34 protein-coding genes and 1 pseudogene are annotated in these 19,486 nt (G+C 36.8%); all 35 read left to right on the forward strand.

Annotation, left to right across the window (positions count from 1 at the left end; translation table 11 throughout):
- Positions 1-15: 15 nt before the first annotated feature.
- Positions 16-285 (forward strand): hypothetical protein, encoded by a 270-nt coding sequence (locus ACIQXU_RS16265; RefSeq protein ID WP_402990831.1) that lies wholly within the window; start codon positions 16-18, stop codon positions 283-285.
- 14 nt (positions 286-299) lie between these two features.
- A complete protein-coding gene (locus tag ACIQXU_RS16270; RefSeq protein WP_402990834.1) occupies positions 300-422 on the forward strand; it encodes a hypothetical protein in 123 nt (40 codons plus the stop codon).
- Positions 406-621: a hypothetical protein gene (locus ACIQXU_RS16275; RefSeq protein WP_402990837.1), complete on the forward strand. Its 216-nt coding sequence runs from the start codon at positions 406-408 to the stop codon at positions 619-621. The genes ACIQXU_RS16270 and ACIQXU_RS16275 overlap by 17 nt, the downstream gene beginning before the upstream one ends.
- A complete protein-coding gene (locus tag ACIQXU_RS16280; protein ID WP_402990841.1) occupies positions 614-841 on the forward strand; it encodes a YqaI family protein in 228 nt (75 codons plus the stop codon). Before ACIQXU_RS16275 ends, ACIQXU_RS16280 begins: the two co-directional genes overlap by 8 nt.
- Before the next feature lie 96 nt (positions 842-937).
- Positions 938-1,111, forward strand: a complete 174-nt coding sequence (locus tag ACIQXU_RS16285; protein WP_402990846.1) for a hypothetical protein — start codon at positions 938-940, stop codon at positions 1,109-1,111.
- Positions 1,108-1,656, forward strand: a complete 549-nt coding sequence (locus ACIQXU_RS16290; protein WP_402990849.1) for a host-nuclease inhibitor Gam family protein — start codon at positions 1,108-1,110, stop codon at positions 1,654-1,656. The genes ACIQXU_RS16285 and ACIQXU_RS16290 overlap by 4 nt, the downstream gene beginning before the upstream one ends.
- Before the next feature lie 3 nt (positions 1,657-1,659).
- Complete coding sequence (locus ACIQXU_RS16295; RefSeq protein WP_402990852.1) at positions 1,660-2,577, forward strand: AAA family ATPase; 918 nt, start codon at positions 1,660-1,662, stop codon at positions 2,575-2,577.
- A 15-nt stretch (positions 2,578-2,592) separates the two neighbouring features.
- A complete protein-coding gene (locus ACIQXU_RS16300; RefSeq protein WP_402990855.1) occupies positions 2,593-3,027 on the forward strand; it encodes a DUF669 domain-containing protein in 435 nt (144 codons plus the stop codon).
- Positions 3,028-3,095: 68 nt separating this feature from the next.
- Positions 3,096-5,534 carry a phage/plasmid primase, P4 family gene (locus ACIQXU_RS16305; protein ID WP_402990857.1) on the forward strand — a complete coding sequence of 813 codons (2,439 nt, stop codon included), beginning with the start codon at positions 3,096-3,098 and terminating at the stop codon, positions 5,532-5,534.
- Between the two features lie 205 nt (positions 5,535-5,739).
- Positions 5,740-6,171, forward strand: coding sequence for a hypothetical protein (locus ACIQXU_RS16310; RefSeq protein WP_402990859.1), 432 nt, complete (start codon positions 5,740-5,742; stop codon positions 6,169-6,171).
- Positions 6,172-6,711: an ERCC4 domain-containing protein gene (locus tag ACIQXU_RS16315; RefSeq protein ID WP_402990862.1), complete on the forward strand. Its 540-nt coding sequence runs from the start codon at positions 6,172-6,174 to the stop codon at positions 6,709-6,711.
- A 173-nt stretch (positions 6,712-6,884) separates the two neighbouring features.
- A complete protein-coding gene (locus ACIQXU_RS16320; RefSeq protein WP_402990864.1) occupies positions 6,885-7,046 on the forward strand; it encodes a Fur-regulated basic protein FbpA in 162 nt (53 codons plus the stop codon).
- An 18-nt stretch (positions 7,047-7,064) separates the two neighbouring features.
- Complete coding sequence (locus ACIQXU_RS16325; protein WP_402990867.1) at positions 7,065-7,289, forward strand: hypothetical protein; 225 nt, start codon at positions 7,065-7,067, stop codon at positions 7,287-7,289.
- Entirely contained in the window at positions 7,290-7,484 is a 195-nt protein-coding gene (locus ACIQXU_RS16330) for a hypothetical protein (protein WP_402990870.1), read from the forward strand.
- 145 nt (positions 7,485-7,629) lie between these two features.
- Positions 7,630-7,899 (forward strand): hypothetical protein, encoded by a 270-nt coding sequence (locus ACIQXU_RS16335; protein WP_402990873.1) that lies wholly within the window; start codon positions 7,630-7,632, stop codon positions 7,897-7,899.
- A 95-nt stretch (positions 7,900-7,994) separates the two neighbouring features.
- The gene (locus ACIQXU_RS16340) at positions 7,995-8,342 is read left to right on the forward strand and encodes an organic solvent tolerance protein OstA (protein WP_402990875.1); all 348 of its coding nucleotides are present in this window, start codon (positions 7,995-7,997) and stop codon (positions 8,340-8,342) included.
- A gap of 86 nt (positions 8,343-8,428) precedes the next feature.
- Positions 8,429-8,812, forward strand: coding sequence for an ArpU family phage packaging/lysis transcriptional regulator (locus ACIQXU_RS16345; protein ID WP_402990878.1), 384 nt, complete (start codon positions 8,429-8,431; stop codon positions 8,810-8,812).
- Positions 8,813-9,174: 362 nt separating this feature from the next.
- Positions 9,175-9,957, forward strand: coding sequence for a hypothetical protein (locus tag ACIQXU_RS16350; RefSeq protein WP_402990881.1), 783 nt, complete (start codon positions 9,175-9,177; stop codon positions 9,955-9,957).
- A 38-nt stretch (positions 9,958-9,995) separates the two neighbouring features.
- The gene (locus ACIQXU_RS16355; RefSeq protein WP_402990884.1) at positions 9,996-10,118 is read left to right on the forward strand and encodes a hypothetical protein; all 123 of its coding nucleotides are present in this window, start codon (positions 9,996-9,998) and stop codon (positions 10,116-10,118) included.
- Positions 10,119-10,309: 191 nt separating this feature from the next.
- The gene (locus ACIQXU_RS16360) at positions 10,310-10,528 is read left to right on the forward strand and encodes a hypothetical protein (protein WP_402990887.1); all 219 of its coding nucleotides are present in this window, start codon (positions 10,310-10,312) and stop codon (positions 10,526-10,528) included.
- A gap of 136 nt (positions 10,529-10,664) precedes the next feature.
- The gene (locus tag ACIQXU_RS16365; protein WP_402990890.1) at positions 10,665-11,168 is read left to right on the forward strand and encodes a hypothetical protein; all 504 of its coding nucleotides are present in this window, start codon (positions 10,665-10,667) and stop codon (positions 11,166-11,168) included.
- A gap of 192 nt (positions 11,169-11,360) precedes the next feature.
- Positions 11,361-11,660, forward strand: coding sequence for an HNH endonuclease (locus ACIQXU_RS16370; RefSeq protein ID WP_402990893.1), 300 nt, complete (start codon positions 11,361-11,363; stop codon positions 11,658-11,660).
- Positions 11,660-11,899, forward strand: coding sequence for a hypothetical protein (locus tag ACIQXU_RS16375; RefSeq protein WP_402990896.1), 240 nt, complete (start codon positions 11,660-11,662; stop codon positions 11,897-11,899). Before ACIQXU_RS16370 ends, ACIQXU_RS16375 begins: the two co-directional genes overlap by 1 nt.
- Positions 11,899-12,042: a hypothetical protein gene (locus ACIQXU_RS16380; RefSeq protein WP_402990899.1), complete on the forward strand. Its 144-nt coding sequence runs from the start codon at positions 11,899-11,901 to the stop codon at positions 12,040-12,042. The genes ACIQXU_RS16375 and ACIQXU_RS16380 overlap by 1 nt, the downstream gene beginning before the upstream one ends.
- A 98-nt stretch (positions 12,043-12,140) precedes the next feature.
- On the forward strand, positions 12,141-12,506 hold the full coding sequence (locus ACIQXU_RS16385) for a hypothetical protein (protein WP_402990902.1): 366 nt from the start codon (positions 12,141-12,143) through the stop codon (positions 12,504-12,506).
- Positions 12,503-14,191, forward strand: a complete 1,689-nt coding sequence (locus ACIQXU_RS16390) for a terminase large subunit (protein ID WP_402990905.1) — start codon at positions 12,503-12,505, stop codon at positions 14,189-14,191. Before ACIQXU_RS16385 ends, ACIQXU_RS16390 begins: the two co-directional genes overlap by 4 nt.
- Positions 14,192-14,325: 134 nt before the next feature.
- Positions 14,326-14,748, forward strand: a pseudogene (locus tag ACIQXU_RS16395) (HIT family protein); the annotation flags it as partial.
- A 127-nt stretch (positions 14,749-14,875) separates the two neighbouring features.
- Positions 14,876-16,129, forward strand: a complete 1,254-nt coding sequence (locus tag ACIQXU_RS16400; RefSeq protein ID WP_402990908.1) for a phage portal protein — start codon at positions 14,876-14,878, stop codon at positions 16,127-16,129.
- On the forward strand, positions 16,098-16,697 hold the full coding sequence (locus ACIQXU_RS16405; RefSeq protein ID WP_402990911.1) for an HK97 family phage prohead protease: 600 nt from the start codon (positions 16,098-16,100) through the stop codon (positions 16,695-16,697). The genes ACIQXU_RS16400 and ACIQXU_RS16405 overlap by 32 nt, the downstream gene beginning before the upstream one ends.
- Positions 16,698-16,715: 18 nt before the next feature.
- A complete protein-coding gene (locus tag ACIQXU_RS16410) occupies positions 16,716-17,963 on the forward strand; it encodes a phage major capsid protein (protein ID WP_402990914.1) in 1,248 nt (415 codons plus the stop codon).
- Positions 17,964-17,993: 30 nt separating this feature from the next.
- A complete protein-coding gene (locus ACIQXU_RS16415; protein ID WP_402990916.1) occupies positions 17,994-18,245 on the forward strand; it encodes a hypothetical protein in 252 nt (83 codons plus the stop codon).
- Between the two features lies 1 nt (position 18,246).
- The gene (locus tag ACIQXU_RS16420) at positions 18,247-18,522 is read left to right on the forward strand and encodes a head-tail connector protein (protein ID WP_402990918.1); all 276 of its coding nucleotides are present in this window, start codon (positions 18,247-18,249) and stop codon (positions 18,520-18,522) included.
- A 4-nt stretch (positions 18,523-18,526) separates the two neighbouring features.
- Entirely contained in the window at positions 18,527-18,814 is a 288-nt protein-coding gene (locus ACIQXU_RS16425) for a phage head closure protein (protein ID WP_402991086.1), read from the forward strand.
- On the forward strand, positions 18,807-19,160 hold the full coding sequence (locus tag ACIQXU_RS16430) for an HK97 gp10 family phage protein (protein ID WP_402990921.1): 354 nt from the start codon (positions 18,807-18,809) through the stop codon (positions 19,158-19,160). The genes ACIQXU_RS16425 and ACIQXU_RS16430 overlap by 8 nt, the downstream gene beginning before the upstream one ends.
- A complete protein-coding gene (locus ACIQXU_RS16435) occupies positions 19,157-19,483 on the forward strand; it encodes a hypothetical protein (RefSeq protein WP_402990924.1) in 327 nt (108 codons plus the stop codon). The genes ACIQXU_RS16430 and ACIQXU_RS16435 overlap by 4 nt, the downstream gene beginning before the upstream one ends.
- Positions 19,484-19,486 lie beyond the last annotated feature (3 nt).

Genomic DNA, 19,486 nt, shown 5'->3' on the forward strand with positions numbered 1-19,486 from the left:
GGGAGGGGGAAGAAAATGTTAAGTATCCAGCTTAATGAACAAATGATTGAACAACGGTTTATAGATGAGTTGCAAAAACATCTCGAACAGATTGAACAGCGCCGTATTTTATGGGATATGAAGGAACTTTGTCGCCAAACATGTATGAGTGAAAACAATATCAAAGAAAAGTTCTTTTATGATGAAAGGTTCCCAAAGAGAAAAATAGGGGGAAAGTGGTATTTCCCTGCCATTGCAACTGAGAGATTTCTTTTATCGTGGATTACAGAGCAACCAAATAATTAAAGGAGGACAAATCATTGGGCGAATACATGATTTACGGTTTCTTCATTTCACTGGTCTTTTTAATTGGATGCATGTGCGGTAGCTCATTAACTGAAGGTCGATTGAAAGGAGGTGAAATTGATGGAAAGAACAATTAAATCATTCGAAGTGGCTGCAGGGAACCTCATTTATACATTTGCAGTTGGGAAATTATTTGCTGGTGATATTGTGGATGACATTATCGAACACAATGGATTATACCTATTGTTTAATCGCAAGGATGAGCTTATCACAGAAATACATTTACCTGTTGTTGGTGTGAAGTACGAGTATAGGGGAGGCAAATTAAGTGCCTAAAGAGGAAATCGAACATCCTGACATCTCACAAACTATTAAAACTGGATATCCCAACTTAGTAGCACAGCCAGAGCATGCAGGCATTGATTTTTATGGGCATGAAATCTTAATAGGCGATTCGATTGTAATGGATCCGTCCACAGGGGAGATTGTGCTGAAAGAAAATCTAGAGAGTTATTTAAGTGAGGTATATGGCTTTTCTTTTACGTCAGCCGAATAAAAAAAGACTCCTGTTAGAGCAGGAGCCAGTAACAAATAACTAATCATTTACATCTTATATGATTTTTAAACAAATATGCAACAGGAGGATTAATAAATGTATTTCGAAACGAAGAAAAATACCGTTTTTAGTCCTGATAATTCTAAATTAGAAAATCTTTATAAATTGCTAGAAAAACATGAAGCTGCATTAGGTGGAAGTCATTTTTACGATGACTTAATAGAAGTTTATGAATCTCTTGAAAACGAATTGAAGGAGGAAAACGAATGAATGCATTACAACAGATCGAACTTATGGAAGTTGAAGAAATCCAATCACAGGAAACTAATTTTGAGATTACGGATATCAACAGCCTAAACTGGGCATTCCGTAAATTGACTGCTCTTAAGTCAAAGGAAAAGGAAATTAAGCAGCTGGCAAATGTGGAACGGGACCGTATAGCTGAATGGGAAAAAGGTGAACTTTCATCGATAACCAACAGCACTAGTTTTTTCGAGTCACTTATTACTCTGTATCATGCTAAACAATTGGCAGATGATCCAAAAGCAAAAACGATTAGTACACCTTATGGTAAGTCGAAAACACGTAAGTCGAAGGAATCTCCAGAAAAAGAAAATGAGGATGTAATCCTTCAATACGTTATTGAAAACGAAATGGATGATTTTATAAAGAATAGTGTGAAATGGGCTGACTTGAAAAAGTCATTAAAGATTGTGGAAATATCCGGTGAAAAGGTTGTAGTTGATGAAAATGGGCAACTTGTTCCTGGTGTAGTCGTTAAGCCAGAATCCATTTCTTATAGTGTGGAGGTTTAAATCATGTTTCAAGTCACAGAAGCTGAACGCGAAAAGGAAAAAGCAGTCGTTGGCTTCATCGGCTGCAGTGGTTCAGGAAAAACGGTAAGTGCCCTAATGGTTGCTTACGGAATGATGAAAGAAGCTTACCCAGAAGCCAGTGAGTCTGAACTATGGCTGAAAATCGGTGTGGTTGATACCGAACACAGAAGATCAAAGTTATATGCCAATTTACAAATAGGAGATATTCGTATCGGTAAATTCCGGCACATCGATTTTACACCACCATTCACAACAGACCGATATCAAATGGCTGTTCAAACAATAAAGGCAGCTGGAGCAGAAGTAGTGATTGTTGATTCCATTTCTCACAATTGGATGGGTGAGGGTGGCATTGTTGAAACTCATGGCCAAATGTCCGGAAACTCATTTCAAAACTGGGGCAAGCTTGCACCGGAAACGACAAAGTTGATTAAGACTCTTACTCAAAATAATGTTCATATCTTGGCTACCTTTCGTACCAAAACAGAGTATGTGGTGGAGCCGAATAATGATGGCAAAATGGCACCAAGAAAAGTCGGTACCAAGCCTGTCCAAAAGGAAGAAATGGAATATGAGTTCATGCTCAACTTTGTAATTGATATTGATCATGTAGCTGACATTTCTAAAGATAACACTCAAATGTTCGAAGGTAAGCCACAGAAGATTACTGTTGATGTTGGCCGTAAGCTCTATCAATGGCTCGAGCTTGGTATTGATGTGAAAGCCGAAGAAGACAACAGAAGGAAAAGTCTTATTGAACAAGTGAAGGCTATTGCATCTAGTAATCCGGAAGCACAGAAAAAAGTAGAGGAATTTGAATTTAAGGCAAATATAAACCTTGCTGATTTTTCTATCAAACTTGCAAGTACAGCACTCGATAGATTAGCAGAATTTAAATAATAGGAGGAATTATAAATGTTTAAAGTAGACCATACAAAAGGTGAATCAACATTCGAACAAATCAAGCCAGGTGAATATGAGGCAACCGTGGTGAATTATGAACAAAAGGTATCTTCAACTGGAAAGAACATGGTTGTTGTAGATTATGAAATTCGTTCTGATGTAGATCAACCTTGTCAGGGACAAAAAATCTTATTTGATAACTTTGTTGTTGCAGATAATACGTTGTGGAGATTCCAGCAAGCTTCAAAAGCTGCACAATTTCCAGATGGTATGGAGTTCTCAAACTACAAAGAATGGGCTGATGCTTTCTTAAATAAGCCTGTCCGTTTAGTTGTGGGAGAAAGAGAATATAACGGCAAAAAATTTGCAGAAGTAAAGTCACTTAAAGTTTCGGAAGCTTCAGCACCAACTGAAATTAAAATTTCTGATGATGATGTTCCATTTTAATAATCCAATTAATAAATTCAGTGAATAGGAGGGGGCGCTAAGCTCCCTTTTCAAAAGGGAGTAATCGAATGACACATCAATTTCACAATATACCAACTGAGCTTAAAAACACTCCTCATTGGATCCTATGGCGTTCTGAACTGCGTGAAGGTAAAAAGACGAAGGTTCCGTATCAAATTAATGGGGAGATGGCTCAATCAAATAATAAACGCAGCTGGTCAACTTTTCCTACAGCTATCAAATTTTTTGAAAAAGGTGGATATGACGGTATTGGCTTTATGTTCTCCAAGGACGACCCATTCATCGGCATCGATATTGATCATTGCGTTAATGAAGGAGCCCTTACAGAACTGGCAGAGGATGTTATTGAAACCATTCAAAGCTATACAGAATACTCTCCAAGTGGTGAGGGAATCCACATCATTGCAAAAGGTACATTGCCACTCAAAGGACCAGGTACAGGAAAAAAGAATCCCAAGCTTGGATTAGAGATTTATAGACATGGCAGATACTTTACTTTCACAGGGGAGAGCCTGGGAGAAGTTCCAATAGTGGACCGTTCGGATGAGTTGAAAATTCTCTTTGATAAATACCTTCAAGAAAAACCAAAAGCCCTAGCAAAGAATAAGACAGAGCCACGTGAAAAAGAGGACTTCAGCAGCCTTTCTAATTCTGATTTGTGGGAAAGAATGTTCAATAGTAAGAACGGTGGAAATATAAAGGATCTTTTTCAAGGCCTTCTCATAAACGGGGATCATTCTTCCACAGATATGGCTTTATGTAATCACTTAGCTTTCTGGACGGACAAAGACGCATCAAAAATGGATTCAATGTTCCGGGAATCAAGTCTTCTTCGTGAAAAGTGGGATAAGCAACATTCAGGAGACGGTCGTACATATGGACAAATGACGATTGAAACGGCCATTCTCGCTACTCCTTCAACCATATCGGACTTTGAACCACCAGAGGAAAAGAAATATGAATTCTATTTTTCAGATGAGCAGCAAGAAATTGAAGATACCGAGGAAATCATTGATAAGGTCCCTAATTTTCATTTAACTGAGTTAGGAAATGCAGAGAGAATCGTTTATTACCATGGCGACAACATCCGGTACTGTAATGAACTGGAATGGCTCATTTGGAATGGGAAACAGTGGCAGGAGGATAGTAAGAGGAATATCGAGGCACTTGCTGCTAAAACACTAAGAGGGCTATATACAGAGTCAAAGTCTGAAGAAGATAGATATCGTGCAAAACAGCTTAATGATTGGGCAAAGAAGTGTGAAAAGCGTGCTATTCGAATAAATAGCATTTTGGATGTACGGCCAATGGTTTCTATACGAAAGAAAGAGCTAGACGCTCATAAATTTCTTTTTAATTGTGATAACGGAGTGATTGACCTGAGAACAGGTGAATTAAGTCCGCATGATAGAGACTTACTTTTTACAAAGATTTCTCCTATCGAATATAAAAAAGATGCTAAATGTCCGAATTGGCTGGCTTTCTTAGAAAGTATTTTTCTAACGCCAGAAGGAAAACCGGATCATGAGCTCATTGAGTTTTTACAAAAAGCCATTGGTTATTCATTTACTGGTGTTACTAAAGAGCAAATCATGTTTTTCCTTTTCGGTAATGGCCGGAATGGTAAATCAACTTTCATAAATACAATCCAGGACCTCCTTGGCGATTACGGTAGGCAGACAAACAGTGACACTTTTCTAAAGAAGAAAAATGACAGTGGAATCAATAATGATGTTGCTCGATTGGATGGTGCTCGTTTTGTCTCCGCAGTCGAGAGTGAGGAAGGGCAGCAGCTGTCTGAATCATTGGTTAAACAAATAACCGGTGGAGAGAAAATGTCAGCTCGATTCCTTCGACAAGAATATTTTGAGTTTACACCTGAGTTTAAAGTTTTCTTTACGACAAACCATAAGCCAATTATCAAAGGATCTGATGAAGGTATCTGGAGACGGATTAAGTTAATTCCTTTTACCGTTACCATTCCTAAAGACCAAATTGACTATGATCTACCGGAAAAGTTAGCAAAGGAAATGCCAGGCATTCTCCGTTGGGCTGTGGAAGGCTGCTTGAAGTGGCAGGCTGATGGACTGGGAGAGCCGCAAGCTGTTAGAGAAGCAACCGCAAGTTATCGTGAGGATATGGATATCTTAGGCCCATTCTTGGAAGAGAATTGTACTCTTCATAAAAGTTTGCAAATTGAAGCTAAATCTTTATACGAAAACTACACGAAATGGTGCTATTCGAATAATGAAATGGAACTAAAAAATCGTTCATTCTATCGTCAAATGGAAATACGAGGTTTTAAGAAAGAGAAAGGAAATAGAAATAAAGTATTTATCCAAGGGTTAACACTAAATCAATTTGCAGGTGCTGGATTTTTTACAGAAGAAGATGAAGGTGTTATCGAAAAAGGAAAAAGTGTTATCGAAGCAAATCAAGATAAGGAGTTAAATAACACTATTCCCTTTAACAGAAAGAAGCTGTAAGCCTTGATAAATAAAGATTTCTTACTTTAGTAAATTTATATTTTTTGTTTATGTGTTATTAAAGTTATTGAATTTCCTAGTTCCATTCCCACGAAAAATAAATAAATAAAAATAATATATATATAAGAGAGTTAATAGATTTCCCGTTAACTTCGATAACTTAGTAACACTTCGATAACACCAGTTAGAAAAAAAGAGGTGTTTTATGCATCCAAAACAGATAATTGAGGATTTCAAATCAATGGGTTCTCCATTAGTTCTGGACGGTGATGAATTGTATATAGACAATCCAGAAAATATCTATCCAGAACTAGAGGAGTTAGCCAAATCATTTAAAGCTAGAATTGTTGCTTTTCTCAAAGGTAATTATTCTGACCAGGATCATGCCGTTAAGCAAACAATGGATAAAGTAATTAACTTCTATCGTGGAATTGACCAAGCTATGAACGAAAAAATAAATGATTGGCTAAATAATGATGCTGCAGGTACAGCAGCCGTTATGCAATTGATGATTGATTTGAATAATAACGGTTGGGATAAGGTCACTGAGCCTATATGTAATTATGAAAATGATGTGACGGATAAGCTGTCCAAAGAAATATTTGATCGTGCTATGTCGTACTTTAGGGGGCAGTAAATGTCGGCCATACATTATAGATATTCCGACAAGGAATTAGAACAGATCCTGGGAACACTTGAAATTATTGTGGACACCAGGGAACAAAAAAACCAACATGTACTCGATTATTTCAGAAAGAAAAACGTTCCTTTCAAATTAAGGACCATGAAGACCGCCGATTACTCAGCGATGATTCCTAAAAATCCTGAAATGGGTATCACCAGGGATATTTACTTAGCTGCTGGCATTGAACGGAAAAATGGTGTTGATGAGCTGGTTGAATCAATCAAGGACCGCAACCGTTTTGAAAATGAGTTGATTCGTGCTTCCAAAAATCCATTTGTTCTGATTTGTGAGGATCTAGAGGGATACTCGAAAATACTAAACGGATTGTATCGGAGTAAATATAAACCTAAATCACTGCTAGGCAGCTTAAAAACATTTGAGGTCCGTTATGACTTCTCAACTGTTTTTCTTGCTCCTAGTGCTACCGGTAATTACATTTACCATCACTTTTACTATATGACTCGTGAACTACTGAAAAAAGGATTTATTTAAAACTATTGGGAAGGATGTCAACTTGTGAACGGGGTAATTTATAAAGCTTTCTGTCCATCTTGTAAGTATGTTGTGTACTCGGGAAAACGCCAAAGGCTGAATCTATATAAATTTGTCTGTACATGTGGTTGCCATTTTTCCCTGGATATTCAGTTTGCAAGAAAGGATAAATTATGATCTTACGTCAGAGAGTAGAACTGGAAAAGGATTTTTATAAAAATGAACTACTGAAAATGGGATATTTCAAAACGCCTGAAGGTTTACAACTTTATGAGTTAACTTTGAGTAATCTCGAAGAAATTTACAAAGCTGAAAAAGCGAAGACAGGCAATTAGGACAAAGGGGATGGGATGATGGGCAAGCAAATTCAGCCGGTTATTATTCGAAGGCAAAGAAAGCATGAAGCTGAGCAAGCTATCAAGGATTTAATAGTTAGGGGATTCGAGATTATTTCTCCTCTTAAACAAGAAGGCCAGCAATCTGAAGTCCTTAATCATTATTCATTTGAGCAAAAGCGATATCAGGTAGTAGACTTTTCTTCTCCTTGGATTGCTAAGCTTCGGAGAGTCGTGGAATGAATGGCTAACTATAATAAATCACTTTTACTAAAAGAAGCAGCAAAAATAGGATCATTACCTGCTGATACACCTTTACCGAAAATGCCAGGTTGGACACCTAATCATATTAGGTCTGGTCGTGACTGGATGGGGAGAAGTCCATTACTAGAGAAATATCTTAATGCTTATCTTAAAAGAAAATACCACAATAAGTAATTTCGACGCTATTCGACACGAAAACGATCTACAGAATAGGGGTAAATTAGCTTTATTTTTTATAACTAGATCAATTAGTCTAGTGAATAATGAAATGTCTTAGAACGCGCTTAAATAACAAATAAAGAGAGGGTGGTATTTCCGAATGGGTTATTCACGAGATGAGCAAGAAACTTCATTGGTTTTTGACAATAGTACAGGTGATTGGACCGTTTACTCTACTGTTCCTAAACACATACGAAAACTCTCTAATTTAATAGAGTTATTCGTCATAGAATCGGAGGATGATAGGCCGATAGCTGTTAGGGGAACTTTGACAGAAAAACAAGTCAGTATGAAAAAGGAACGGGTCTATACAGATGAACAAAGGGAAAGAGCAGCTGAAAGACTTTCTAAGGCTAGAAACGCTTTATAAATAAAAGAAAACTTTCATTAACTCTTTATATAGGAGCAATTAGTCTACTTATATATTCAAATAAAAATAACACTTATTAATAGGAGGATTAATCAATGGCTAAAGTACAACTTAATCAAAAGGAACAACATTACGCAGATACACGTGAACAGGCGGAGGAAATTGTTTCAGCTGCTAAAGAAAATGACAACCTTCAAATGCACAAAATCACAGAGAAATATAATAAGTACGGTCAGTATTTTTTAATCGATCTAACATACGCATATCAAACTCCTAAAGAGGTAATGGAGAGTCAACCAGATAAAGATAATACACCAGAAGGACAAATGAGCACAGAGGATTTTGAGGATCCGCATGAAGGTGTGGAATACACCATCGATAAGGATGGTTCAGCAAGTATTAATCCGGATCAAATGAAGATGGATGAAGAATTGACTAACTAAGAAATTTAGGCATAAAAAAGACCAGGATTTCTCCCGGCCGCGGTATATGTTTTTGGATGAAATATTATACCATAGGGGGAGAATGAATGGGCACGCAATTAGCTTTCTTTCCAGACGTTGATGAAAAGAAAATTAGGTCTATAGTTGTTAAAGAATTAAAGAAATACAAGGCTCTGAAGGTCCAGCAACAAAACAAGTTAGAACAGTGTGAAAAAGGTATCGAGGGACGTTTGTTTCCCAAACTACTAGAAAATGATGTGGAGAATGAATTAAAAGTAATCCAAATAGAAAGAGCTTTAAAATATAGTCTTGATTCCATAGAAAGAGAAATCATTGAAATGAAGTATCTCAGTTTGGAACGGCAAAACGATTTAAACATTTATCTGGATCTTGGCTTACAAAAGAAGCCGTATTATGAAAAGAAGAAAACAGCTATTTTTATGATTGCTTCCTCTTTAGGAATAATATAGGGACAAAAGTGATACCAAAATATATACAAAACATATGACAAAAGGGCTACCAAACTTGGTGCCTTTTTTTTATGCCTATTTTTATAAGATTATCTCAGGAAGTAATTCCTGGGAGACGTACATATCCCTTATCAAAGTGCATTACTCGAGTAGTCAAACAGGCATGAACTCTATGCTGAAGCACTTTGTTTGCGGTGGCTACTGGCGGGGCAAGGGGGTAAGAGCCCTCCAAAAATATTATTATATTAAGCAGTTAGCATAATGAGGTGGTATTAGTTTAAATGTCACAATTTGACGAACGATTGTAGTTGTTAATTATCTTATTTTCCCTAATAATTGTAGGTCAAAAGGGGTGGGTAACAATGGCTAAAAACAAGCAAATTGAAGCAGACATAACGCAGGAAAATTTACTTGTACTTATTGAAAGTCGTACAATGCGGGATCAACATGTTTACCGCGATGAGGTATTAGAAAAAGTAAAAGGTGTTGCGTATTTAACTGAAGATTTTGAGGTTACAATTCAAATGGCTGCGGATTATTATGAAGTTCCTTTTGATGCAATTAAGTCATTGATCAGAAGAAATCGTGATGAATTTAATGTATACGGTGAAATGAGACTCCTCAAAGGTAAGGTTTTGAAAGATTTTAAAGCTCAGGTCCAGCTTGACCCCGACCTTAAAACAGCTCCTTCATTAACTTTAGTTAATAGAAGAGGATTATTGAGGATGGGAATGTTACTAACGGAATCAGAAGTTGCTAAAGCTATTAGAAATTACCTATTAAACATTGAAGAGGTTTCTGATAGTGAGCAAAAGCGTTGGGCAATTGAGAGAGAAATTAGCAAGCGTGATAGAAGACAGTTAACTGATGCTATTAAAGATTTCTATGAAGGTAACTTTAAAGATGGTCAGCAATATGCTGCTTTTACCAATTTGGTTTATGCAACGCTTTTTGACATGACGGCTAATGAACTGAAAGCTATGTATGAAATTGAAAAAAACGAAGCTTTACGAGATTCATTTACTACAGAAGATTTAAGAAAGGTAGTAAAAGTAGAGAAAGTCATTTCTGTCTTACTTCAGTTAGGAAAGAACTACCAAGAAATTAGAATGGAATTATTTCAGAACCGTGCAAATTTCCTATAATTGAGTGTTTTAATATATTCAGAGAGGAGGTAATTAATATGTTAGATCGAGGATTGATTAGTAGCGAAACTCTTGACCCAGGTGGTTTAGGTAGCAGACTATTAAACCTTGACCCAGGAACAGTAGGTACAAAAAACTTAGATCCAGGCACAATGGGATAAAAAAATTACAAGCCAGGTAATGTTGGACCTATAAACTTGTTTTGGATTCAGGCACACTTGGTAAGAAAACTAATGGTCTATAATTGTCCAAATTAAGGCGCTCAGTCATCTGAGTGCTTTTTTATTCCATTACTTTGTCACAAGGACCAAAAACCTAAATGCCGAATTTCTCTATCAAAGGGGGAATTTAAATGATATTTAAGTTTTATTGTGATGGTGAATTGATATTAGAAGACGAAGTAAAAAGGCTGCCAGCTTATCCTGAACTTGAAAATTATGTGGTACCGCCACCTGGGTCACGTATATATGTTAACGATCAGTTATATGATGTCGACGAGTGCAACTATGATTTGTCAGGTAAAAAACCGGTGGTAGTTATGAACTTAGTTAAATTTTTTGTAACACATTAATATTCAATGCTTGTTTCTTACTGAAATTCCTATGGGTCGAATTAAGTAAGATACTCAAGTTATATTATTAAAATCAGAAGGATATTTGCCAAACGATAAAGAATTTAATAAATACAGGAAAGGGGATCGATATATTATGACGAAAATTTCTTTAAATGGCGTTGTTGTTGATGCTTATGATTTTAGTGACGACTTAATACCTAATGAATTTAATGGAAATATAGAGGTAAGAACTCTTCAGTTTTATTTTAATGTTTACGGGCTACAAAATTTTAATTTATATTCTAATTTAGTAGGAAACAGTGAAATAAATATTAAGAGCGAAGAATTAAATATTGATGAAAAATTCAATATAAAAAATCATATGTCTAGATATACTGGTGAATTAGATGAAGATACTCTAATAACTTTTAAACTAGAACTTACAGAAATCGTTGAATTAGAAGATGAACCCAACATCTTTGTGAATCTGGGACAAGAGATAGTGTATAACAGAATTAGAGTTAGAGCATTGACAGATTTACTTATCGAAAACGATTTAATTAGTAAAGAAGAGTACCTTGAAAAAATCGATTTAGTAGAAAAAGAAAATTTTGAGATATTTAAAAAAGAATTACTTTATGGTATAAACCAAGACTAAAAGAAGATAAAAGACATCCTCTCAGGGTGTCTTTTTATTTTGCGGATAGAGGGGTATTTTTGAATCAATTCATACATGACATGATACATATGACTGAAGGAGAGAAGTTTATACATTATTGGTGGTTGTGGCCACTTATATGTCTAATAGTTATAGCCGTATATTGGATGGTTGAAAGGTTAGGTAAGTAATATGAAACCATACGCCAAGAAGTTTTATAAGTCCAAGACATGGAGAGATTGCCGGAACTCATACTTCCAGAGTAAGTATGGCTTATGTGAACGGTGTGCTGGGCCAGGGGAGATAGTCCATCATAAGAAGTACATCACACCTAATAACATTGATAATCCTAACATCACCTTGAATCATAGCAACCTAGAGTTAGTATGCAGACCATGCCATAACAAGGAACACTTTGGTGGTGGCGGTGGTGTTACTGCAGCAGGCGTAATGTTCGATAGTAATGGTGACTTGATAAGGAGGGATAGGTAATGGCTAAAGGTAAAGTAAGTATCGATGTTGATATGCATACTGATAAGTTACAGCTTAAACTCAGGGCTATATCCAAACATACTGCTGCATTAGCTGATGAGCTGGATGAGATTGATAAGTCTATCTGTCCAGAGTGCGGTGATCTTATGGAAAGGACAACCTTTTATGAAGATAAGAAAGTATTTCATTCAACATCTATTTGTTCTAATTGTATTGAAAATACGAGGAGTGAGATGTAATGGAGAAGACAATTCAAGAAGCTGCAAAAGAAAAGGTTATTGGATTACTTGCAGACTACGATGTTGCTTACATTGATTACGATGCGAGGGAGGACGATTACACTATTAGAATCGAGAAAAAGAAAACAAATGAAGATGAGTAAGCCCCCCATTTGAAAAACCATTAGCAACTATCTAGGGACCGATGTGGGAGCTTCGAATAATACACAGGCCATTTTCGTATGAGGGGGGGTTACTGATTATGGCGAAGCTTAGTAAACAATCACAAGACGAATTAATAGATTTGGAAATCAAGAGGTTTGACAACATTTTTAAATATTTATCGGAGGATAAAAAGCAGGTGGCTCAGCGTTTGATTGAGCGAGTGGCCTTCATGACAGTTACCCTTCAGATTCTCGAAGATGCCATAAAAACAAAGGGTCCTGTTTATTTATTTAAACAAGGTTCCCAGCAAATGATTGTAGAAAACCCGGCTCAAAAATCTTACAATGCGATGATCAATCGCTATACGTCTGCTTACGAGAAACTATTCAATCTTCTGCCTAAAGAAGGACTTACTGTAGAAGATGAGGATGACGGGTTTGATGACTTTGTGATGAATAAATGAAGCAGAGAAGACATTACCCTCTTACATATAATCCGATTATTGAATATTACAATCGCATTGAGTCCGGCGATGAAATAGTTGGTGATAAAGTAAGACGTATTTATAAAAAGCTTGTGGATGATATTTATGACACAGAATCCGTTTATGAATATGATTCAAAAAGAGCAAATCATGCAATTGAATTCATAGAAAATTATTGTAAGCATTCTAAAGGGAAATGGGCTGGCAAGCCGATAGAACTAGAGCTTTGGCAAAAAGCCTTTCTTGCTGCAACTTTTGGTTTTATTCATAAAATAGATGGCACACGAAAATATCGTGAGGTCTTTTTAGTAGTTGCGCGGAAAAATGGGAAGTCAACTCTTTCTTCAGGTATCTGCTTATATCTCCAGGTAGCGGATGGAGAAGGTGGGGCCGAAGTTTACGCAGTTGCAACTAAGGAGCAACAGGCTAAGATTGTTTGGTCAGAATCAAAAAGAATGGTTAAAAAATCTCCTGTTCTTTCAAAGAGAATAAAAGCTCTGGTTAAAGAATTAAATGCTGATTTTAACGATAGCACGTTTAAGCCGGTAGGTAGTGATAGTGACACACTGGATGGATTGAACGTCCATGGGGCTTCACTTGATGAAATTCATGCATGGAAAGATAAGAATTTATATGATGTCATTGTGGACGGCACCTCATCACGGGAGCAGCCACTCATCGTCATGATCACCACGGCCGGAACTGTCCGAGAATCCGTCTATGATATGAAGTATGATGAGTCGAAAATGCTTCTAGATGGATTTGATGACCCGGCCGGATATAAAGATGATCGGTTTCTTCCTGTCATTTATGAATTAGACAACAGAAAAGAATGGACCAACCCTGTTACTTGGAAAAAGGCCAATCCAGGTTTAGGAACAATTAAGAAAATCGATAACCTAGAAACAAAAGTAAATAAGGCTAAAGCCAATTCTTTACTTGTTAAAAACCTATTAACAAAGGATTTTAATATCAGAGAAAGCTCGTTGGATTCTTGGCTTTCGTTTGAAGATGTAAACAATGAGGCGGTTTATGATTTAGAATTCTTGAGGGATAGTTATGCAGTAGCTGGGGTTGATTTATCTTCCACAACAGATTTAACCTGTGCTACGATCATTATTATGAAACCGGATAGTGATGAGAAATATGTTATTCAGAAATATTTCATTCCTGACGATTTAATTGAAAAGAAAGTTCATGAGGATAATATTCCATATGACTCTTGGAAAGATAAAGGATTTGTTATCGGTACTGATGGTCAAAAGGTTGATTACACGAAAGTCACAGAATGGTTTCTTCATATGGTGAATGAATATGATATTCGTCCTCTCTGGGTAGGCTATGATAGTTGGAATTCACAATATTGGACACGCGAAATGGAAGACGCAGGATTTACAATGAAAGAAGTAAGGCAAGGTGCGAAAACCATGTCGCAACCAATGAAATTATTGGGTGCTGATTTGAAGGAAAACAAAATCAACTATAACAAAAATCCTATTTTAAAGTGGTGTTTGACTAATACTTCAATTAAGACTGATGAAAATGAAAACATAAGGCCTGTGAAGGGGCTTAGTCAAAAGATGCGTATAGATGGAGCTGTAAGCTTACTCATCGCTTATGTTGTCTTACAAGAAAACTACAGTGATTATATGGCTATGGTGTAAGCATTCCGAACAGGGTGCTTATTTTTTATGACTAGGCTCTGTAAAAGATGTAGTTGATTTTCTTTTTGAACTAACGGGGCAGGATAGTTCCATAAGAAAATAGAAATGATTCTTATGTAGGAAAAAGGAGGGTTAAAATGGGGACTTGTATCTTTTGTGAGATAGTCCATAAAAAAGCTGAAGCATACATAATATATGAAAATGAGTTGGTGTGTTGCTTTTTAGATAAATTTCCAATAAACAAAGGGCACGTTTTAGTTGTTCCCAAAACACATTATCAAGAATTCAGTGAAGTTGATGGAAATAGTTTAAATGAAGTAATCCTTATATCTCAAAAAATAGCTATTTCACTTGAAAACCTACTCAATACTGATGGAATAACCATTATGCAAGAGAATGGAATCTTTAAAGATGTTGAACACTATCATATGCATATAATACCAAGGTTTAAAGGTGATGGTTTTTCTTGGATCGAACCTGAAATTAACGTGAATCAAGTTGATTTTATGGATTTAAAAACAAGTTTGCAGTGCTATCTGAGTAAAAATTTTATTTAAGCTTAATGAACTAACTAGGGCGTTAGTTCCATAGTAAGCACTAATGGAGACCACTTTTTAAGTGGCCTTTTTATTTTTTCGAAAATCAACCTTAATCATTAACAAAGCCTATAAAGGGGGTGAGATATTGAAATATGAAAAAAGGAATCTTTGGGACCGATTGTTAGGTAAGCAGGATATAAAACCATTACCTGGAGAGACAAGCTTTCAAATGATGTCGGGATATACACCAGTATTTAGAGCATTCGGCAACGATCCATATGCTTCAGATGTTGTTCGAAGTGCCATTCACGCCATCGCTACCAACGCAGCCAAACTAAAACCAAAGCATATCCGCCGGACCAAGGATGGAATCACTCATGTGAACGGACCTCTTGAAAAACTACTTTCCTTAAGACCAAATGAGCTTATGTCTACATTCGATTTTATTTACAAGATCGTAACTCAGTTGTATTTGAATAATAATGCTTTTGTATTTATCAAATACGGTCCAACTGGTCAGGTAGAAGCTTTTTATCCTGTGGAAGCCAGCCATATTGAATTGGTAGAATCTCAGGATATTCTTTTTGTGAAGTTTCAATTCGCAAATGGTAGAAAAATAGTAGCTCCATATGAAGATTTTGTTCATCTTCGAAGGTTCTTTGCTAAGTCAGACCTGTTTGGAGAATCGAATGCTGATGCCTTGCTTCCTACCCTTGAGCTCGTTAAGACAGCAGATGAAGGGATTATAAATGCAGTTAAGTCATCGGCTTTTTTGCGCGGTCTCTTAAAGTTTACAGGCATGTTGAAGGATAAAGATATCCGGGCTAACCGTGATTCTTTCGTTAAAGATTATATGGATGTGACAAATAACGGCGGAATTGCTGCATTAGACAGTAAGTCTGAATATCAAGAGTTGAAGAACGATCCAAAAATGGTAGACAGCAAGCAACTAGACTTAATCCAGGACAAGGTATATCGATACTTTAATATTAATAAGGCGATAATCACCAGTGATTATAAAGAAGATCAATGGAATGCTTTTTATGAATCAGTCCTTGAACCAATAGCCATTCAATTGTCATTGGAGTTTACATCTAAATTATTTACATCTGGTCAGCAAGGCAGCGGAAATGAGATTATCTTTGAAGCTAACAGATTAGCCTACGCTTCAAACACAACAAAATTTAGTATGATACGAGATTTAATGCCTTTAGGTATTTTATCGAAAAATGAAGCCAGGGAAATCTTAAATCTTTCTGCTATTGATGGTGGAGATGAGTTTATTCAAACACTCAATGTCGTTGGAGCAGATAAGGCTAACCAGTACCAATTAGGAGAAAAAGACAAACTGAAGGGAGGTGAGACAGATGACGAAGAAGACGAATCAACCTCTGAATGAAAAGAGAGAGTTGCCGCAGTCCACCATTGAAATTCGAGAAGATGGAGAGGGCCAACGCACAATCACAGGCTATGCGGTTAAGTGGGAAATGAAGTCTCATCCCATGGGGTGGTTTCAACGATTCCAGGAGCAGTTTAAAAAAGGAGCCTTTGCTGAATCTCTTACAAAAGAGGACCAAAGAGCTTTATGGTCCCATGATACTTCACAGGTTCTAGGCCGTACTAAAAATGGCACTCTTCGATTATATGAGGATGACATTGGATTGCGTTTTGAACTAGACCTTCCAAACACTACTCTTGGTAACGATGCATATGAAACGATTAAACGCGGTGATGTTGACGGCGTTTCTTTTGGTTTTAGAATGCGGAAAGAAGAATGGGATGAGTCGGATCCTGATAATGTGACCAGGACCGTAACTCAGGCGGATTTATTTGAAATTAGTCCAGTTGGTTTTCCTGCTTATCCAGATAGCCAAGTTAGTGCCCGTAGTGATGATCCATATAAAGTTTATCAGGACGAAAAGAACAAGGAATTAAGAAAACAGTTAATTTTACAAACTTTCATTTAGAAAATAGGGGGAAATTACATGAATCGTTTACAAGAAATTTTACAAAGAAAACAGGAAATCCGTTCATTATTAGAAAGTGATGGAGAAGTAAACGTAAAAGAAATTCAAGAAGAGCTTCGTCAATTACAAGAGGAAGAAGCTAAAATTATCGAGAAACGTAAAATTGCTGAAGGCATTCAATTGGGTAGCATTGAAAGTCGTCACATTGAAAATCCTTTAGAACAACAAGGCTCTCAAAAACCAGAAATTCGTGATATGAAATGGGACCAAGCAATTGATACGGAAGAATACCGCACATTATGGGCTAAAGAGATGATGGGGCAATCCCTCAACTCAGAGGAACGCGATCTTTTTAACAAGGTAAATGATGAATATCGTGAATTTACACACACGACAGAAAACAGCCAAATTCTAATTCCGAAAACGGTAGCTGCTGGAATTTGGAGACGTGCTGAAGAGCAATATCCACTATGGGCCGATGTTCGTAAATTCAACGTACCAGGCAACTTATCTATGTTGAAATCAGATGGAAATGCAGTAGATGGCCGTTGGTATACAGAAGATCAAAAGGTTGATACAGATGAGTTAGGATTTGGTCAACTGGATTTAACGGGTTGTGAACTTGCTAAAGCTATTCAAGTGACGTGGAAGCTTAAGAAAATGGCCCTTCCTGAGTTTGAATCCTATATCATTCGTGAAATTGGGGACCGTATGGGTATCTCTTTATCAAAAGGCGTTTATGAAGGTAAAGGTAAGCCAGGAGCCGGAGAATCATTCAAGCCTGAACCACGAGGCATTAAAACAGTATTATCTGCCGAGACAGATAAACCTCAAATTATTGAATATAACACAAAAACAGGTGTTGAATTTAAAACTCTCACAGGTGTAATGGCCAAACTCCACTCATCTTATGTGAACGGTGCAACAATTTACGCAAATAATGCTTCTATTTGGAACATCCTTGCTAATATCGTTGATGGTCAAGGGCGCCCGTTGTTCATTACTGATGTACAAGCTGGCGGTGTTGGTCGTATCCTTGGGCGTTCAATTAAGCCGGATGCAGGTATTCCAGAAGGCGAATTCTTAATTGCTAATGTGTCTGCAGGGTATGTGGCCAATATCAATGAAGACATTACAATGTACCGTGAAGATCATGTTCGTGATCGTTTAACTGATTACATGGGATATGCCATTGTAGATGGAGACGTTTTAGATAGCAAAGCATTCGTAATTTTACAAGCTGAACCCACAACTCCAACAGTTTAATAGTCAAATAAATTTATAGGAGGAATAAGCATGGCTTACCATAAAGTTAAAAATAAATTTCGCGATAAAGATACTGAAAAGGTATTTAACCAAGGTGATCTGTACACGCATGAAGATGCTGAACGGGTCACTTTTTTAGTTGAACAAGGTTTTATTGATAAAGAAGAAGTGGAAAGTGAATTTCCTAAACATATGGGAGGTGGCTGGTATGAACTTAGTAATGGTGAAAAGGTTCAAGGTAAGGAAGAGGCTTCCGTAGCAGAAAAGAAAATAGGTGAGTAATATGCTAGCTGAGGTAAAAATAGCTTTACGAGTCTCTCATTCTGTACTAGATGGAGAAATTAATGATCTTATTGACGCGGCCCGACATGATTTAATGTTGTCGGGTGTATCTATTTTAAAAGCAGCAGATGATACTGATCCACTGATTAAACGAGCCATAATCACATATGCTAAAGCGCATTTCCTTTCTGATGATACAACAGCCGAAAGATTCCTAAAGTCTTATAACTCGTTGAAAACTCATTTAACATTGGCAGGTGATTATATTGGCCAATGATATTATGTTTTTTCCTATCATCACAACTGTGAAAGATGAACTTGATCAAGTGGAAGAAATAGAGGCATTTACAAAACGTGTTTTTTGCGAGAAAAAGCCTATTGCGCAATCAGAATTTTTTTCTGCAGGTCAATCGGGTATAAAGGCAGCACAAGTGCTTGTTGTATCCATATTTGACTATGTAAATGAGCAGAAACTGAAATATAAAGACAAGGTCTACTCCATCTATCGAATATATGAGAGGTCCGATGAAAAAATCGAGCTTTATTGTGAGGTGAAGGCCGGTGGCTAGTATTGATCTTGCTTCTGAAATTTCCAAACAACTACAGACTTATACAAAAGATGTAGAGAAAAAGATTAAGAAGGCAGAGAACAAGGTGACCAGGGAAGCTGTAGAAGAGTTAAAACAGAAAAGCCCATTGAAAACGGGTAGTTATGCTTCTGGGTGGGGAAAGACAACGGTAGACGGTAAGACAGTCATCAGAAATAAAACAGATGGACAACTAACCCATTTACTTGAATTCGGCCATGTCAAAGCAGGTGGCGGCCGTGTTCCTGCAAGGGCTCATATTCGTCCTGTGGAAGAAAAGGCAATTGCTCAATTTACTGATCTAGTTGAAAAGGCTATAAAGCCATGACACTGGTTGAATTGAAGAAGATTCTCGAAGCTACAGGGTATCCTGTGGCTTATTCGCATTTCACAGCGACCGAAACAAATCCATTACCTAAAACGCCTTATCTCTGTTATCTAGTAGCCTATTCTTCCAACTTTATAGCTGATGATGAAGTCTACCAAGAAATAGATAATGTTCAAGTTGAACTTTATACCTCTAAGAAGGATCTTAATGCAGAAGAAAATATCAGATCTGTTTTTAAAAGTAACAAGATTCCTTATCAAACAACAGAAACATTTATTGAAAGTGAACAATTATTTCAAAAAATATACGAAATTAAAATATAGAAA

The sequence above is a fragment of the Peribacillus sp. NPDC097284 genome (assembly GCF_044761765.1).
Lineage (GTDB): Bacteria > Bacillota > Bacilli > Bacillales > DSM-1321 > Peribacillus.

Bases quoted from the DNA above. Each gene is read 5' to 3' on its own strand.
- ACIQXU_RS16265 (WP_402990831.1), top strand. From the start codon at position 16: ATGTTAAGTATCCAGCTTAATGAACAAATGATTGAACAACGGTTTATA.
- ACIQXU_RS16275 (WP_402990837.1), top strand. From the start codon at position 406: ATGGAAAGAACAATTAAATCATTCGAAGTGGCTGCAGGGAACCTCATT.
- ACIQXU_RS16285 (WP_402990846.1), top strand. From the start codon at position 938: ATGTATTTCGAAACGAAGAAAAATACCGTTTTTAGTCCTGATAATTCT.
- ACIQXU_RS16290 (WP_402990849.1), top strand. From the start codon at position 1,108: ATGAATGCATTACAACAGATCGAACTTATGGAAGTTGAAGAAATCCAA.
- ACIQXU_RS16295 (WP_402990852.1), top strand. From the start codon at position 1,660: ATGTTTCAAGTCACAGAAGCTGAACGCGAAAAGGAAAAAGCAGTCGTT.
- ACIQXU_RS16300 (WP_402990855.1), top strand. From the start codon at position 2,593: ATGTTTAAAGTAGACCATACAAAAGGTGAATCAACATTCGAACAAATC.
- ACIQXU_RS16305 (WP_402990857.1), top strand. From the start codon at position 3,096: ATGACACATCAATTTCACAATATACCAACTGAGCTTAAAAACACTCCT.
- ACIQXU_RS16310 (WP_402990859.1), top strand. From the start codon at position 5,740: ATGCATCCAAAACAGATAATTGAGGATTTCAAATCAATGGGTTCTCCA.
- ACIQXU_RS16315 (WP_402990862.1), top strand. From the start codon at position 6,172: ATGTCGGCCATACATTATAGATATTCCGACAAGGAATTAGAACAGATC.
- ACIQXU_RS16320 (WP_402990864.1), top strand. From the start codon at position 6,885: ATGATCTTACGTCAGAGAGTAGAACTGGAAAAGGATTTTTATAAAAAT.
- ACIQXU_RS16325 (WP_402990867.1), top strand. From the start codon at position 7,065: ATGGGCAAGCAAATTCAGCCGGTTATTATTCGAAGGCAAAGAAAGCAT.
- ACIQXU_RS16330 (WP_402990870.1), top strand. From the start codon at position 7,290: ATGGCTAACTATAATAAATCACTTTTACTAAAAGAAGCAGCAAAAATA.
- ACIQXU_RS16335 (WP_402990873.1), top strand. From the start codon at position 7,630: ATGGGTTATTCACGAGATGAGCAAGAAACTTCATTGGTTTTTGACAAT.
- ACIQXU_RS16340 (WP_402990875.1), top strand. From the start codon at position 7,995: ATGGCTAAAGTACAACTTAATCAAAAGGAACAACATTACGCAGATACA.
- ACIQXU_RS16345 (WP_402990878.1), top strand. From the start codon at position 8,429: ATGGGCACGCAATTAGCTTTCTTTCCAGACGTTGATGAAAAGAAAATT.
- ACIQXU_RS16350 (WP_402990881.1), top strand. From the start codon at position 9,175: ATGGCTAAAAACAAGCAAATTGAAGCAGACATAACGCAGGAAAATTTA.
- ACIQXU_RS16355 (WP_402990884.1), top strand. From the start codon at position 9,996: ATGTTAGATCGAGGATTGATTAGTAGCGAAACTCTTGACCCAGGTGGT.
- ACIQXU_RS16360 (WP_402990887.1), top strand. From the start codon at position 10,310: ATGATATTTAAGTTTTATTGTGATGGTGAATTGATATTAGAAGACGAA.
- ACIQXU_RS16365 (WP_402990890.1), top strand. From the start codon at position 10,665: ATGACGAAAATTTCTTTAAATGGCGTTGTTGTTGATGCTTATGATTTT.
- ACIQXU_RS16370 (WP_402990893.1), top strand. From the start codon at position 11,361: ATGAAACCATACGCCAAGAAGTTTTATAAGTCCAAGACATGGAGAGAT.
- ACIQXU_RS16375 (WP_402990896.1), top strand. From the start codon at position 11,660: ATGGCTAAAGGTAAAGTAAGTATCGATGTTGATATGCATACTGATAAG.
- ACIQXU_RS16380 (WP_402990899.1), top strand. From the start codon at position 11,899: ATGGAGAAGACAATTCAAGAAGCTGCAAAAGAAAAGGTTATTGGATTA.
- ACIQXU_RS16385 (WP_402990902.1), top strand. From the start codon at position 12,141: ATGGCGAAGCTTAGTAAACAATCACAAGACGAATTAATAGATTTGGAA.
- ACIQXU_RS16390 (WP_402990905.1), top strand. From the start codon at position 12,503: ATGAAGCAGAGAAGACATTACCCTCTTACATATAATCCGATTATTGAA.
- ACIQXU_RS16405 (WP_402990911.1), top strand. From the start codon at position 16,098: ATGACGAAGAAGACGAATCAACCTCTGAATGAAAAGAGAGAGTTGCCG.
- ACIQXU_RS16410 (WP_402990914.1), top strand. From the start codon at position 16,716: ATGAATCGTTTACAAGAAATTTTACAAAGAAAACAGGAAATCCGTTCA.
- ACIQXU_RS16415 (WP_402990916.1), top strand. From the start codon at position 17,994: ATGGCTTACCATAAAGTTAAAAATAAATTTCGCGATAAAGATACTGAA.
- ACIQXU_RS16420 (WP_402990918.1), top strand. From the start codon at position 18,247: ATGCTAGCTGAGGTAAAAATAGCTTTACGAGTCTCTCATTCTGTACTA.
- ACIQXU_RS16425 (WP_402991086.1), top strand. From the start codon at position 18,527: ATGTTTTTTCCTATCATCACAACTGTGAAAGATGAACTTGATCAAGTG.
- ACIQXU_RS16435 (WP_402990924.1), top strand. From the start codon at position 19,157: ATGACACTGGTTGAATTGAAGAAGATTCTCGAAGCTACAGGGTATCCT.